Annotated in this window: 12 protein-coding genes; 5 read left to right on the forward strand and 7 right to left on the reverse strand. The window is 35.3% G+C overall.

The genetic code is table 11. From position 1 onward, the window contains the following. Positions 1–59: 59 nt before the first annotated feature. The 3 genes from carB to ABWU33_RS07545 all read right to left on the reverse strand — a co-directional run bounded on the left by carB (position 60) and on the right by ABWU33_RS07545 (position 5,283). A complete protein-coding gene (gene carB / locus ABWU33_RS07535) occupies positions 60–3,287 on the reverse strand; it encodes a carbamoyl-phosphate synthase large subunit (RefSeq protein WP_353280694.1) in 3,228 nt (1,075 codons plus the stop codon). A 429-nt stretch (positions 3,288–3,716) separates the two neighbouring features. Beyond that, positions 3,717–4,481 (reverse strand): SDR family NAD(P)-dependent oxidoreductase, encoded by a 765-nt coding sequence (locus ABWU33_RS07540; RefSeq protein WP_250120206.1) that lies wholly within the window; start codon positions 4,479–4,481, stop codon positions 3,717–3,719. After that, entirely contained in the window at positions 4,468–5,283 is an 816-nt protein-coding gene (locus ABWU33_RS07545; protein ID WP_264337790.1) for a YihY/virulence factor BrkB family protein, read from the reverse strand. Before ABWU33_RS07545 ends, ABWU33_RS07540 begins: the two co-directional genes overlap by 14 nt. Before the next feature lie 128 nt (positions 5,284–5,411). Here ABWU33_RS07545 and ABWU33_RS07550 point away from each other — a divergent pair, with 128 nt between their 5' ends. Continuing rightward, the gene (locus ABWU33_RS07550) at positions 5,412–5,765 is read left to right on the forward strand and encodes a TrbC/VirB2 family protein (RefSeq protein ID WP_211907655.1); all 354 of its coding nucleotides are present in this window, start codon (positions 5,412–5,414) and stop codon (positions 5,763–5,765) included. A 725-nt stretch (positions 5,766–6,490) separates the two neighbouring features. Here ABWU33_RS07550 and purF read toward each other — a convergent pair. Further along, positions 6,491–7,876, reverse strand: coding sequence for an amidophosphoribosyltransferase (gene purF / locus ABWU33_RS07555; RefSeq protein WP_353280695.1), 1,386 nt, complete (start codon positions 7,874–7,876; stop codon positions 6,491–6,493). Positions 7,877–8,125: 249 nt separating this feature from the next. Between purF and ABWU33_RS07560 the strand changes: the two genes are divergently transcribed. Beyond that, complete coding sequence (locus ABWU33_RS07560; protein ID WP_353280696.1) at positions 8,126–8,401, forward strand: hypothetical protein; 276 nt, start codon at positions 8,126–8,128, stop codon at positions 8,399–8,401. 6 nt (positions 8,402–8,407) lie between these two features. Further along, positions 8,408–9,358 carry a hypothetical protein gene (locus ABWU33_RS07565; protein WP_353280697.1) on the forward strand — a complete coding sequence of 317 codons (951 nt, stop codon included), beginning with the start codon at positions 8,408–8,410 and terminating at the stop codon, positions 9,356–9,358. A gap of 131 nt (positions 9,359–9,489) precedes the next feature. Here ABWU33_RS07565 and ABWU33_RS07570 read toward each other — a convergent pair whose 3' ends face one another. The 3 genes from ABWU33_RS07570 to def form a co-directional block, all read right to left on the reverse strand. Then, entirely contained in the window at positions 9,490–10,029 is a 540-nt protein-coding gene (locus ABWU33_RS07570; RefSeq protein ID WP_211907652.1) for a demethoxyubiquinone hydroxylase family protein, read from the reverse strand. A gap of 434 nt (positions 10,030–10,463) precedes the next feature. Continuing rightward, complete coding sequence (locus tag ABWU33_RS07575) at positions 10,464–11,246, reverse strand: uracil-DNA glycosylase family protein (RefSeq protein ID WP_211907651.1); 783 nt, start codon at positions 11,244–11,246, stop codon at positions 10,464–10,466. Further along, positions 11,239–11,775, reverse strand: a complete 537-nt coding sequence (gene def / locus ABWU33_RS07580) for a peptide deformylase (protein WP_211907650.1) — start codon at positions 11,773–11,775, stop codon at positions 11,239–11,241. The genes ABWU33_RS07575 and def overlap by 8 nt, the downstream gene beginning before the upstream one ends. Before the next feature lie 131 nt (positions 11,776–11,906). Between def and ftsA the strand changes: the two genes are divergently transcribed. Beyond that, complete coding sequence (ftsA, locus tag ABWU33_RS07585; RefSeq protein WP_353280698.1) at positions 11,907–13,145, forward strand: cell division protein FtsA; 1,239 nt, start codon at positions 11,907–11,909, stop codon at positions 13,143–13,145. A gap of 118 nt (positions 13,146–13,263) precedes the next feature. Continuing rightward, the gene (gene map / locus ABWU33_RS07590) at positions 13,264–14,046 is read left to right on the forward strand and encodes a type I methionyl aminopeptidase (RefSeq protein WP_211907648.1); all 783 of its coding nucleotides are present in this window, start codon (positions 13,264–13,266) and stop codon (positions 14,044–14,046) included. The last annotated feature ends 24 nt before the right edge of the window (positions 14,047–14,070 follow it).

Raw genomic sequence — 14,070 nt, forward strand, 5'->3', positions numbered from 1 at the left:
GCCTTAGCTTACACGATCCTCATTTTGAAATAAGTAATAATTTATTATAGTCTTGATATTTAAACATTTTGTATCTGCTGTAATGATTTCACTTCCAATTTGCTATTCTTTACATATTGAATTGCAAGCGCTAACGCTTTACTCCCAGAAGCTGTGGTGCTATAAGCTATATTTTGCAAAATAGCAGTTCTCCTGATATCTTTGCTATCTGAGACTGATTTCACACCTTTTGAAGTATTGATTACTAGATTTATTTTTCCATCTTTGAGCATATCAACTATGTGGGGTCTGCCTTCTCTCACTTTATTTACAGCTTTTGCAGCAATGCCGTTATTGTTCAGATGCAAAGCTGTGCCTTTGGTGGCATATATTTCAAAACTCAGTTCTTTCAACATTCGTACAACAGGCAATATATACTCTTTATCATCATCTTTTACTGAAACCAGAGCTGTTCCTTCTGTTGGTAACTTGTATCCTGCAGCCATGTGCACTTTTGCAAGTGCAGCTCCGAAAGATAAGTCAATTCCCATCACTTCTCCTGTTGATTTCATTTCAGGACCAAGTAAAGTGTCAATTCCCGAAAAACGCGTAAATGGAAAAACAGCAGCTTTAACTGCAAAATGATTGAAAGGCTTGTTTTCCTGATTCAATTTTTTACCCAAAATAACCTGAGTGGCAAGCTTTGCAATAGGAATATTGATTACCTTGGAAATAAAAGGAACTGTACGGCTAGCCCTTAAATTCACTTCAAGTATGTATACATCACTCTCTTGAACAGCAAACTGAATGTTTATCAGACCTTTCACTTCTAGTGCAAGAGCTATTCTTTCAGTTTGGAGCTCGATCTCTTTTATTACTTCGTCACTCAATGTATTTGTCGGTATTGAGCATGTTGAATCGCCAGAGTGGATACCAGCTTCTTCAATGTGCTCCATGACCGCTGCAATGAAAACTTTTTTCCCATCACATACAGCATCAACGTCAACCTCAACTGCATTGACTAAAAATTTATCAAGAAGCAGTGACCCGTGTTCAAAAATTTTGGTTTGATTCAAGACATACTCTTTAAAGCTCTGAGTATCGTGTCTAATCGACATAGACTGACCGCCGAGGACATATGATGGCCTAACTACTAGTGGAAACCCCACCTTTTCTGCGTTGATTAACGCTTCTTTTACTGAATGACAGATAGAATTTTCAGGTTGTTTTAAATTAAGTTGCAAAGCAAGATTTTTAAATCTCATGCGATCTTCTGCAAGGTCAATAGAATCAAACGAAGTTCCCAGAATTTTGAAACCTCTCTCGTTAAGCACTTTGGCTAACTTTAAAGGTGTTTGACCACCTATTTGAACTATTACACCAACCAGTGTGCCATTTTCTTGCTCTTTGCTTAGTATTGCAAGCACATCCTCTGCAATCAGTGGGGCAAAATATAAACGATCAGCGGTATCATAATCAGTTGAAATGGTTTCCGGATTACAGTTAATCATTATTGTTTCATACCCCATTTCTTTGGCGGCAGAAGCTGCATGTACGCATGCATAATCAAACTCAATACCTTGACCAATGCGATTTGGACCACTTCCTAAAATGACAACTTTTTTTCGATCCGAAATATTCGCCTCACATTCCGTTTTATTTTCAACATCACCCTCATAGCAGCCATACATATAAGCAGTGCTCGATTCAAATTCAGCTGCACAAGTATCTACACGTTTATAAACTGGATTAACACCAAATTTTTTTCTCATTGCTTCAATCTGTTCTACTTTCTTATTGCTTAATTTTGCCAATCTTGCATCTGAAAACCCCATTTTTTTCAGCTCTAACATTTCATATGCAGTCTCAGGAAGGCCGTTTTCCTTGATTTTTTGTTCAGCTAATATAATTTGCTGTATATTCTGCAAAGACCATAAGTCATATCCTGTAATCGAATTTATTTCTTCTATGCTAATTCCGTGACGCATTGCGTCAGCAGCAATCAGTAATCTGTTTGGTAGCAATTTTGCTAATTGAGATTTTACGTGATCAATATCAATGTTCTCAGGAAATACTTCATCAAGTCCTGTAAGACCAGTTTCAAGTGAACGAAAAGCTTTCTGCAGTGACTCATTAAAAGTGCGGCCTATAGACATCACTTCCCCGACTGATTTCATGGAAGTTGATAGTTCACAATTCGTCCCCTTAAACTTCTCAAATTCAAAACGAGGAATTTTAGTGACGATATAATCAATCACTGGTTCAAATGCAGCAGGTATAACTGGAGCGCAATCATTACGTATCTCATCGAGTGAATAGCCGATAGCAAGTTTAGTTACAACTTTTGCAATAGGATAACCTGTTGCTTTTGAAGCAAGCGCAGAAGAGCGAGAAACCCTTGGATTCATTTCAATTACAACGAGGCTTCCATCTTCTTTAGGATTCACTGCAAACTGAACATTTGCACCACCGGCACTAACATCAATTTCTCTTAGCACTGCTATAGATGCATTTCTCATCTGTTGGTATTCTACGTCACGCAGAGTCAAAGCAGGAGCAACCGTGATACTATCTCCGGTGTGCACTCCCATTGGATCAATATTTTCTATCGAACAGACTATTATGCAGTTATCTTTACAATCACGGATAACTTCCATTTCATATTCTTTCCAGCCGATAATTGATTCATCTATCTGAACTTCATTTATTGGCGAAATTTTGAGAGCACTTTCTGCAATATTGAAAAACTCCTCTTTATTGTATGCTATGCCGCTACCTGCACCACCAAGGGTGAATGATGAGCGGATGATTGCTGGTAATCCAATGTAGTCCAAAGCCTCTTTTATTTGTTCTTGATTTTTTATAATGATACTTTTGGGATATTTCAGTCCTATTCTATCCATGGACTTACGGAATAACTCTCTATCCTCTGCTTTTTTTATTGCTTCTCTATTTACCCCTATTAATTCTACGTTGTATTTGTCTAACACTCCATCATCTGCAAGTTTTATAGCGCAATTGAGTGCTGTTTGCCCGCCCATTGTTGGCAATATTGCATCTGGCATCTCCTTGATTATAATTTTCTCTATGATTTCAGGCAGTACCGGCTCAATATAAGTTGCATCAGAGAATTCAGGATCTGTCATTATAGTTGCAGGATTGGAGTTAACTAAAATGACTTTATAACCTTCACTTTTTAATACTTTACAGCTTTGCGTTCCAGAATAATCAAACTCGCATGCCTGACCTATAACTATTGGGCCTGCTCCTATTACTAATATAGATTCTATATCTGTGCGTTTCGGCATAATTACAATAACGGTCTCTATTCAAGTAATGTTACCAATCTTTCCTGTATATGTGAATTTTTATTAAACCTATTAGCTAACTACTTTTAGGCTTGACGCATAACTGTACGAACATTGCAATTTGCGTGGCAGATTCCAGTGCTTGACACACAGCTGTACAAACATTCATTTTTGAAGGTAAATTGCACAGCAAATGATGTCATTCAAGTAGCTGACACTGGTTCCTTTATGACGGCAGTGACCAGAGGTGTCATCCCAGTCTGGGATCCAGAAAACTTAACTTTAAATAAGTGGCCGCACAATAAAGACTAGATTCCAGACTGGAATGACACCATAGAGGCACTGGGATGACATCCTTCCTAGTGGACTCAAATCACAATGTTCATACAGTTGTGGGCTTAACGGTATCTTTGCAGATACTATGGTAATTTACTCGGTAGATTTGCTAAGTGGCAAGATTTGTCCTGATATACTGCAGTCATCAGAAGCCAACTCTACGAATTTATTTGTTAACTTCTCAGGCGATACTAATTCAGATATATCTTTTCCCGAAAATGCTTGCTTATACATTTCACTATCGATAGGATCTTCCGAATACACGGCATTTATGCATAAGTTCGTATGCTTTGTCTCAGATGCATATATCTTCACCATTACTTCTAGTGCAGCCTTACTTGCAGCATATGGTACCCAATATGGATAAGAGGAAGGAGAAAGTGTTATCTCTGAGGTCATGAATATCGCTCTTCCAGCATTAGACTTTTTTAGTATTGGACCCAAATTTTTTAGCAAGTACCAACTGGCAGTAAAATTTGTATTCATTACGTTCTGTAGATCTTCAAGCTCACAATCATGAACAGAGCTCAACTTACCTAAAATTTCAGTGCATGTAATCAGTATATCAAGTGTTCCAGATTCTGATAATTTTGGGCTTTCTATCATATTTGCCAGTTTTTCTACGTTTTCAAAGTCTAAAAGATCAAGCTGAATTAGTTTCACAGAGCCTTCTTTAAGCTCTTCAATTTCGTTATACAATGGCTTGAGATTATCAAGAGATCTGGAAATCAGAATCACACATGCACCTTCTTTTACAAATCTTTTTGCAACAGAAGAGCCTATTCCACCTGAAGCCCCGGTAACTAAAGCTATTTTACCTTCTAACTTACCCATTTCTTTCTCTTTAGCAAGATTCATTGAAATATTTTAGCTGAAAATTAAATTTTGCTCCATATATAAAAATCAAACTTAGCACATAAAAAAATAGCAACGACATCACCACACCACCTAAACTTCCATATATCAAATTCAGTTGATCAAAGGAAGCTTTTAAATATTGCTTGAAAGCTGAAGCAGAGATCGTCCAAAGAATAACAGCCACACAAGATCCGGGAAATACGTCTGATAAGTTTTGCTTTATGTTTGGCAATGTAAAATATAGCCAAGATACTATAGTAAAAAGCACAAACTCAATAAGTAAATATCTAGTATAACTTAGCCCTTGGTAAGAAAAATCAATTAACATTGGCACTAATGTAAAAAATACTATAGTCAGAGTTGTAACAAGCGTAATTACTAAAAATTGTAATATACTGAGCACCCTTCTCCATATATAAGGCGATGAAACCGGAACTTTATAGGCCTTATTCAATATCGTTCTAAATCCTTCAATTGTTGATGAGGCAGTCCAAACAGCGCCTACAATTGCCAAGGTTAATAAGCTTTGCGGAGGGCCTGATATTATCTCCCTAATACGTGGCATCAAAGATGATAAAATATCCTGTGGCATGTTATCAATAATAAATGCCCAGCCGACATTGTATTGATCTAAGAAATTTGCGAACGTTGATGCCATGGCTATTAAAACAATAAGAAAAGGAAATATTGATAACAGGATTAAAAATGATAGATACCCTGCATGCTCCACTCCATCATTATAAATTGTGTCAATTAAAGCACGATAAAGGCAATAAACGATACTATAAAATTTCTGTAGCACTTGTAATATAAATAAACTAAGAAAAATATTCTAAATGAAATAAAGCATACTTTTAAGCAAAAAATCCTCACCGTTTACTTAAATTTAATCAAAATGATAGATAATCCAGCGTTAAATACGGAGGCATAATGAAAAACTTTCTTCTACTTGTAGCTTTAATTCTTTCCTTTGCATTTGATAATGCTTTTGCTGCTGCTGTTACTGATGATGCAACAACCAATACAATATGCAAAATAGTAGGCTATACTCACGGTATAGGCGGACCTATGATTACAATAGTGATAATAGGTGCAGCTTTGCTGGCAATATTTGGCAGAATGCCATGGCCAGCGCTTTTTGCACTTGGTGCATTTACTGCTGTGTTTTTTGGTGCACCTGTAGTTGTTTCAAAAATAGTACCAGGTGGTGTGATTTGTAAAGATGGTGCAACTGCTTGCCCTGATGGTAAAAGATGGGATGCAACAAAAAATACATGCTTATAATAAGCATTAAAGCTTCAAAACATTAGCAAATGGTGCTTCTTTAAGGAGCACCATCATTGCACGAACTTGTGACTTAAGCCACCATAAAGGTGTTATTCGAGTAGTCCCTCCCTTGTCATCCCAGTGCGTGACACTGGAATCCAGGAAATTTGATTGGATATTAAGTTTATGAGCATAGAAGCAGTTAATTTTATGTTAAAACACAACATTTTTGATGAGGCTGTATTAAGAGATGGATCCCAGTGTCAGCTACTTGAATGACACCTTTGCTATCTTCAAAAATGAATGCTCGTACAGCTGTGTGTCAGCTACTTACATAACGCCTCTCTAAAATTACTTTAGTTACAAATATTAAGAAATTTACTAAACGAAGAAAAAAGGCAAAAAAGTCCCCGTGTAACGAGTTTTGACCCTATAATAATTTAAATTGATAATGTGCTAACAAGCGCGATTTGGCTGAATGTAGAAAAATAAAAAAAGCCGCTATAATTTTATGTAATTTGCCAATAAATATCTGAGTTTTTTACTGAATTTTTGTTGTTAAATCTGCAGAGATTAAAAACAAGGATAAATACTCTTAGTATCATAGTAAAGGGAATGACGAAATTTGTAAAGTAGTTTTCACTCAAATGACGCCCAGGCAAAAACTATATGGTTATGCAAAAAATCTATTTTTAAAACTGTTAATATAACATAGAAAAAACCTCACCTTCATTAATAATAGATTACTTACCAATTGGGTAGTCACCAGTGAAGCAAGCATCACAATATTGCGGTGTAGCGTTGTTACGTTTTTCTTCTTTAACAGCCCTGTATAGTCCATCAATACTCAAGAAGGCTAGGCTATTTACTCCTATAATTTCCTTAATTTCCTCTACAGATTTATTTGCAGCAATTAAATCTTTGCACTCTGGAGTATCTATTCCATAAAAACAAGAATGCTTAATTGGTGGGCTTGAAATTTTGAGGTGAATCTCTTTTACTTCCGCATCCTTTAGCATAACTATTATATTTCTGAGCGTACTACCACGCACTATACTATCATCTATTAAAATTATGTTTTTGCCTTTCAAAGTGTGCTTATTAGCATTGAATTTTAATTTTATTCTAACTTTACGTACTTCAGCGGTGGGTTGTATAAAAGTTCTTCCTATGTAATGATTACAAATTATCCCCAGTTCCATAGGTAATCCTGAATGCTTTGCATATCCAATAGCTGCAGGTATTCCAGAATCAGGTATTGGTACAACCATATCTACATTGTTTTTTGGTGGGCTCTCTTCTGCAAGTATTCTTCCTATTTCTTTTCTTATATCATATATGGACCTCTTCTCCATTATGCTGTCTGGTCTCGAGAAGTAAACGTATTCAAAAATACAAAAACTTGATTTTTGCTGTGGGAAAGGAAACATTGAGTCTAGCTTACTATCCGAACTGATGGTAACTAATTCGCCTGGTTCTATTTCTCTAATAAACTCTGCATTTATTATATCAAGAGCACAAGTTTCAGATGCAAGAACGTAAGAACCGTTTAACTTTCCTAAAACAAGAGGCCTGATTCCAGATGGATCACGTACTCCAATAACTACTTCTTGATTGATTGCCACAAAAGAATAAGCACCTTGTATTTGCTTTAATGCATATATAAAACTCTCTAAAAAGCTATCTTTTTCACTGCTTGCTGTCAGATGCACTACCACTTCTGTATCAATATCTGACTGAAAAACGCACTCTTGTTTAATTAATTGTTCGCGTATCGGAGAAATATTAATTAAATTACCATTATGTGCTATGGCAAAATCCCCAAATTTGCCACTTTTGCCAAACATGGGTTGCACTCCAAATTTACTACCACTTGTTGAGTATCGAACATGACCTATTGCACAATCCCCAGGTAAGGATTTCTTTATTTCATCTATATCATCAAATACACTGCTCACTTGGCCTTGAAAGTGATAAGAGTGCAGCTTATCGTTGTTACTGGTTACTACGCCAAAAGACTCTTGACCTCTATGCTGCAAAGCGTGGAGAGCAAGTATAGAGTTAAAAGCAGCACTTTGGTTGTAACTTATGCCAAATACCCCACACTCCTCACGTACTTCATCAAGCATGAAAAATATTAAATAAAGCCTGATTGTACTTTAGTAGAGGCAAAGTACAAGAATTTTATTTGTTAATCCCTTTCAAATTTGAAGCTTGCTACGGTAGTTTTGATGTATACCAGAAAGTAGGTTATATGCAATTAACCAATTTTGAGATTTTTGACAATTTTTTAGCACTGAAGAGAAAAAGATATTTTTATTGACTTATCTATGTATTGAAGTAATCACTAAAAAGTTTTAGTGGTTATGGTATATAATATGTCTAAGAAAGTAGGTAAACAAGGTGAAAGTAATCTTATTTTAGAGCCTGAACAGTTCTCTAACAGGTTCTTCAATAGTCAACAGAGTAGTTCATCAAATCCAAAATTACCGACTATAAGTCGTAAAGATAGGCATATGGATTTAACCAAGAAAAGGTACGCAAAAAACAAAGATGTTGCAGAATATCTAAGGAGTTATGACTTTATTAAAAGAGCAGAGGAATTGTCAATAATTTATCTTTTTGAGCGAGACCCATCTTCTACGAAATTGTAAATACCATTGACTACAGATGAACAAATTCTAGTTAAAAAATTTTGTGATGAGATGATAAAAGGTATAACAGAACACGATGAGCAAGAAAGCGTTTTAAAGTACATGGAACGCATAATAGAGGATTATTTAAATCAAGGAATAAGATTAAACTCATATTACGGTAAGGACAATAAGACTGTAACAAATTTTATATTTGAAAAAATGGAAGAATTAATTAATCGCTTTCATGCAAATCCACACAATTCAACTACAAAAAATATCATACAAAAGATCACTCGTAATTTAGTGTTAAAAGGTGGGGTAGAAAAAGGATTATCTTTTTATAGCGATATTGAAGGCGGATATTACGGATCTAATTATTTAAATGATCTTAACGAACAATGTAAGAGTAAGAAAAAAATGCTAGAGGGTCTAGCATATGAAGGTATTGTGAAAGAAAATAACAAGCAAATTGATAAATATGATCTTGAAGTAGAAGTAGATAATAAATATTTTTATATTAAGTATCCACAAGGTAGTATTGTTGAAACTGCAAGAACTTTAAATAATGAAAAAGCTAAGGATTTAGAAGTTGGCATATTTCAGATTGAGGAAAGTATAGTAAAAGTTGAAATTACACAAGATGGAAAAAGAAATTACACAGATATCTTAAAAGGTGGTATTGAAATATTTTTTACTACTAAAATAGGAGAGATTAGTATTTATCTACGGAAAGATGGTAATAAAATGGTAGTAGAAATTGATGAGAAAAGCAAAATAAGATTTAGCAAGTTAGAAAACAAATCAAGCTTTGGAGGGAATTGTCTTATACAGGGGAAAAGTGTTTTAGAAGTTATGGGCAAGAGTTTTGAAAATATTCCTGAGGAGTTAACTCAGACTATTAAAAACGTTCCATCTACTAGTCTTATGCAAACATGTTTACAACAACAAGAAAACTCTAATAGGGAATTAAATTAATGTATTTTTAGGATAATAATTAAGAAATTAATTATAAACATTCATACGCATTCGATTGGAGTAGAGGATATGGGGCAGCAATTAGCACAAGAACTAAAGGCAAATGTGGTTGGTTGTCAAATAGTGATTGATTAAATCAATTTAGAGAGATAAATAGCAGCTTTGCAGCTTGTTTTTATGAACAAAGATAAAACGTTGTAGCCAAGTGCGCTTTCGGCATTGTGCTGAATTGCAATATCTCTGTGTTCTAACTCCTCATCACGAAACTTACTTATGGTTTCTCTTAATTCCCCATCTTCTAAATGTAAGACTTGCTCCTTGTAGTGCTCTCCGATCACTTCTTCAACTGCAGCAGTGCAAGCCATAGCGGCTTTTTTACCCATCATAGCAGTTACAACACCAAGTGTCACCCCTAAAGCACGCCAAATTGGCAACAAAACAGTAGGACGAACTCTTTGCTCCTTGATTTTCTCATTAAAATAGTGGAAATGTTTTTTTTCCTGCTCCTCCATTTCAATTATTTTGTCAATTATGGAAGATTTTTTAAGAATAAATTTTTGACCAGAATAAATACAAATGGCTCCATATTCGCCAGCATGATTTACTCTAATTGCTTGTTCTAAAAAATTTCCTTTCAATTTTTTTATATTGCTTTCCAATGTCTCCTCCATTTATTTCTGCATTAGTACTACTATAAACCAACATATTATAGAGTAAATAAAATTCCATGCGTGCATTGGACCAACATTGTGATTATAGGAACTCAAGCAGCTATAGCAACGGCAAGAGTTACTTGACGGACTCCGCCATTCTCCTTAAAATAAGGGTGAAGATATATTATTTATCTTCAGTCTGTGCAGATAAAGCGACAAAAAGCTCAATATACTTGATGTTTAATTTTTTGCACTATGTGCACTCTATGTCTTTATAAAACTTTTACCCACATAAGCTAAAATGCGCTTATCAAAGGATTTAACACAATGAAAAACGCCAATTAAAAAAATAGGTAGTAGCTGATAGATTTTCTTTTGCCTTTTTCTCTGTTTAGTAGATTTTTCAATATTTAATTCAATTAGCCGTTACTAAGACGATAACGAGTAGTAAGCTAAACATCCGTGTAGTTATTGGTATTATCAAGATATTCCCTAATCTTCTTCAAATCTTCCCAAGCTAAGCGTTTTTGTGCTGGTTGACGAAGTAGATAGGCTGGATGAAATATAGCGGCTGTAGTAATTGAATGAGATAAATATTGGTTAGTATAAGTATGAAATCTGCCACGCAAGTTCGATATAGTCTTTGTGTTATCAAGAAGGCTATAACATGCAATTCCTCCGACAAAAATCAGAATTTGCGGTAAAATAAGAGCAATGTGCTTCTCAACAAATGGTCTGCACATATCAAGCTCTAGGTCAGTTGGTTTTCTATTACCTGGTGGACGCCAAAACACCGCGTTGCTTATATACACCTTAGTGCGGTCCAGACTAATTGCACCGAGCATCTTATCGAGCAGCATTCCGCTTGCACCACAAAATGGTATGCCTTTCAGGTCTTCATTTGCTCCTGGTGCTTCACCAATAAGCATGATTTTTGCATTCGGATTACCATCAGAAAAAACAGTATTAGTTGCAGTTTTTTTTATTTCACAACCCTCAAATGACTTAACTGCACTTCTTAGTTCATCTACACTACTACATTGACTTGCAAGCTTCCTTGCTTCAATGATCCAGTCACTTGGGAACATGGTTTGTTGTTCTTTTTTCTGCTCGATGACAGAAGATTGTGCAGCTCTCTCATTTTCCATTTTTTTTTCCTCTTCACTTTCAGTTAGTGTGCAATCAACTCCCACTTCATGATAGAACTTCAACAATTCTAGATCTTCATTACTCATAGTGCCTCTTAACCTTTTGTGCTTTTTTCATAGCCAAATCATACTTCAACCTAGATAAATGTCTAATGTATAATATACCATTTAAGTGATCCAATTCATGCTGAATACACCTTGCAAGCCAACCACTAGCTTTTAGCGTCTGTTCTTCGTTATTTAAGTTTTTATATTTTACAGTTAAATATTTTGGACGCTTGATTTCATGGCTTTGCTCCGGAATTGAAAGACATCCTTCACTCATAATGACTTGTTCATCAGATAATTCCTTAATTTCAGGGTTAATCATACAAAACTTGCCAACTGAGTCATACCCTGCTAGCTCATCTTCTTCCTTCCCTGGACTAACGTCCATGACAAAAATTCTCTTCAGCACTCCAACTTGTACTGCAGCAAGACCAAGACCTTCTGCATCGTACATAGTTTCAAACATGTCGTTTACTAATTCTTTAATTTTATCGGTTATATCTATTACTTCACTGGCGCGTGTAGTTAATCTTTCGTCAGGAGCAATTACAATTGGTAACTTAGACATAAAAATTGTAATTCTGTGTTTTATTTTTCTTTTTGTCTAGGTATATTAAAATGTTGCTACATTTATGATAGAAATATAAATTCATTCAGGGAAGCTACAATTTAAATGGAATCGCATCATAAGGTCAACTAATGTACTCTGCAGTAATAACAAAACCAAAGCAGAATGTTTTTGCTGTTTTAGACGTAGGTACAACAAAAATTATCTGCCTCATCGTTAAGATCAATAGCAATTTCAGCTATAAAATAATAGGAACGGGTTATAAAAGTGCAGAAGGTATAAGTGGCGGATCAATAACTGACGCAAAGCATGCAAGTTACTCTATTTCATCAACTGTAGGTTTAGCTGAACAAGTATCAGAAGAGACTATAGACCAGATATATGTGAATGTAGCCGGATGTGGAATCTCATCTTTTTACGTACATAACGAAATAATTGCAGCTAATCACGAAATTTCAGACCGAGACATAAAACGTGTAGTCTTTCAGACATTTGAGAAATATATCGAAGAAAATGTCATCATTCACAATATACCACTGAAATATCACTTAGATGATATGACTGACATAAAGGAAGTCAGTGGATTATATGGAAAAAGATTATCTGCTGATGTTAATGTTGTCACTGCTTCGCGTCCAGCGCTTACCAATATCGAAAATTGTATAACTAATAATAGTGGGATAAGTATGGCTGGTTGTGTTGCTTCTGCATATTCTGCAGGCCTTGCCTGTCTAAGTAAAGATGAAAAAGAGCTAGGAACTGCCGTTGTTGACATAGGAGGTGGATGCACTGCAATTGGAATTTTTAAGAGAGGAAAACTTGTGTACACAAGCAGCATTCCAATTGGTGGCATTCACATTACCCGAGATATAGCTTATGGACTATGCACAAGTATAGAGCATGCTGAACGCATAAAAATACTATACGGTAGCACTATTGTAACTTCAATAGATGAGAATGAATGTATTGCAGTGCAAAGTAATGAAAGCGATGAACCAACTCAAGTGTTTAAGTCTGAACTTGTTAACATCATAAGACCAAGGATTGAGGAAATACTTGAGCTGATAAGAGAACAATTTCAAGAACAGAAAGATCCAATTAATAAAGTAGTGATCACAGGTGGAACCAGTCAACTCACAAGCATGAAAGAAATTGCAACCTATATATTCAATAAACAAGTCCGTATCGGATGCCCTGAATCTTGTAGCGGTCTTGATGGCGAATACGACAAAAATCCTGTATTTTCTGCTGCTTTAGGCTCTATAAAGCTAATAGTTGACACCTTTTATAGAAATAATTCTGGAATGCTTGGTCACGATGGCAAAATAAGTAAGTTATACCATTGGGTTAAATCAAAAGTCACAGTCTAGATTTTTGTCTTTATCTCTTAATATACAAATGGCTTGATCTAGGAGCTTATTTTTATAGTATTATTAAACTGATGTATCCGTAAGAAAAGCAGAAAATTACAATAAAAACGTAAGAAACATGAACATAACTATACATTCACAAGAAGATTTTGACTTTATGCGTAAAGCTGGCAGGCTTGCAGCTGAAACCCTTGATTTTATTGCACCATACGTCAAAGTAGGCGTAACAACTAATGAATTAAATGATCTATGTCACGATTTTATAATCAATGCAGGTGCAATTCCAGCACCACTGAATTATAAGGGATATCCGAAATCAATTTGTACTTCGAAAAATGCTGTTGTATGTCATGGTATTCCTGATGATAAACCTCTTAAAGATGGAGATATTTTAAATATTGACGTTACAGTGATTTTAAATGGCTGGTATGGTGATACAAGTCGCATGTTTTGGACTGGTAAACCCTCAATAAAAGCAAAGCGTTTGTGTAATGCTGCCTACAATGCGCTAATGGAAGCGATAAAACAAGTTAAGCCCGGCAATAAGTTAAATGAAATAGGATTTGCTATAGAAAAATATATTGAAGATTTTGGATATTCTATCGTACGCAATTATTGTGGACATGGCATAGGAAAGGTTTTTCATGCTCCACCAAATGTTGTACATTTTTATGATGAAGGTGAGGATCTTATCTTAAAAGAAGGCATGTTTTTTACGATAGAACCAATGATCAATGCTGGAAAACATGAAACTCTTCTCAGCAAGCTAGATGGCTGGACAGTGACAACACGTGATCTTTCACTTTCTGCACAGTTTGAGCATACGCTTGGAGTCACAAAAGATGGAGTTGAAATATTTACACTATCACCTAAAAATTGGCATTTTCCACCTTATGATTAGATTTTTTAAACACTTGGTTTTTGA

The sequence above is a fragment of the Wolbachia endosymbiont (group B) of Cyclophora punctaria genome, from assembly GCF_964028235.1.
Lineage (GTDB): Bacteria > Pseudomonadota > Alphaproteobacteria > Rickettsiales > Anaplasmataceae > Wolbachia.

Excerpts from the sequence above, each read along its gene's own strand:
- ABWU33_RS07560 (WP_353280696.1), top strand. The coding sequence starts at position 8,126 with ATGTCTAAGAAAGTAGGTAAACAAGGTGAAAGTAATCTTATTTTAGAG.
- purF (WP_353280695.1), bottom strand. The coding sequence starts at position 7,876 with ATGCTTGATGAAGTACGTGAGGAGTGTGGGGTATTTGGCATAAGTTAC.
- ABWU33_RS07575 (WP_211907651.1), bottom strand. The coding sequence starts at position 11,246 with ATGAGTAATGAAGATCTAGAATTGTTGAAGTTCTATCATGAAGTGGGA.
- def (WP_211907650.1), bottom strand. The coding sequence starts at position 11,775 with ATGTCTAAGTTACCAATTGTAATTGCTCCTGACGAAAGATTAACTACA.
- ABWU33_RS07570 (WP_211907652.1), bottom strand. The coding sequence starts at position 10,029 with ATGGAGGAGACATTGGAAAGCAATATAAAAAAATTGAAAGGAAATTTT.
- ABWU33_RS07550 (WP_211907655.1), top strand. The coding sequence starts at position 5,412 with ATGAAAAACTTTCTTCTACTTGTAGCTTTAATTCTTTCCTTTGCATTT.
- map (WP_211907648.1), top strand. The coding sequence starts at position 13,264 with ATGAACATAACTATACATTCACAAGAAGATTTTGACTTTATGCGTAAA.
- ftsA (WP_353280698.1), top strand. The coding sequence starts at position 11,907 with ATGTACTCTGCAGTAATAACAAAACCAAAGCAGAATGTTTTTGCTGTT.
- ABWU33_RS07540 (WP_250120206.1), bottom strand. The coding sequence starts at position 4,481 with ATGAATCTTGCTAAAGAGAAAGAAATGGGTAAGTTAGAAGGTAAAATA.
- carB (WP_353280694.1), bottom strand. The coding sequence starts at position 3,287 with ATGCCGAAACGCACAGATATAGAATCTATATTAGTAATAGGAGCAGGC.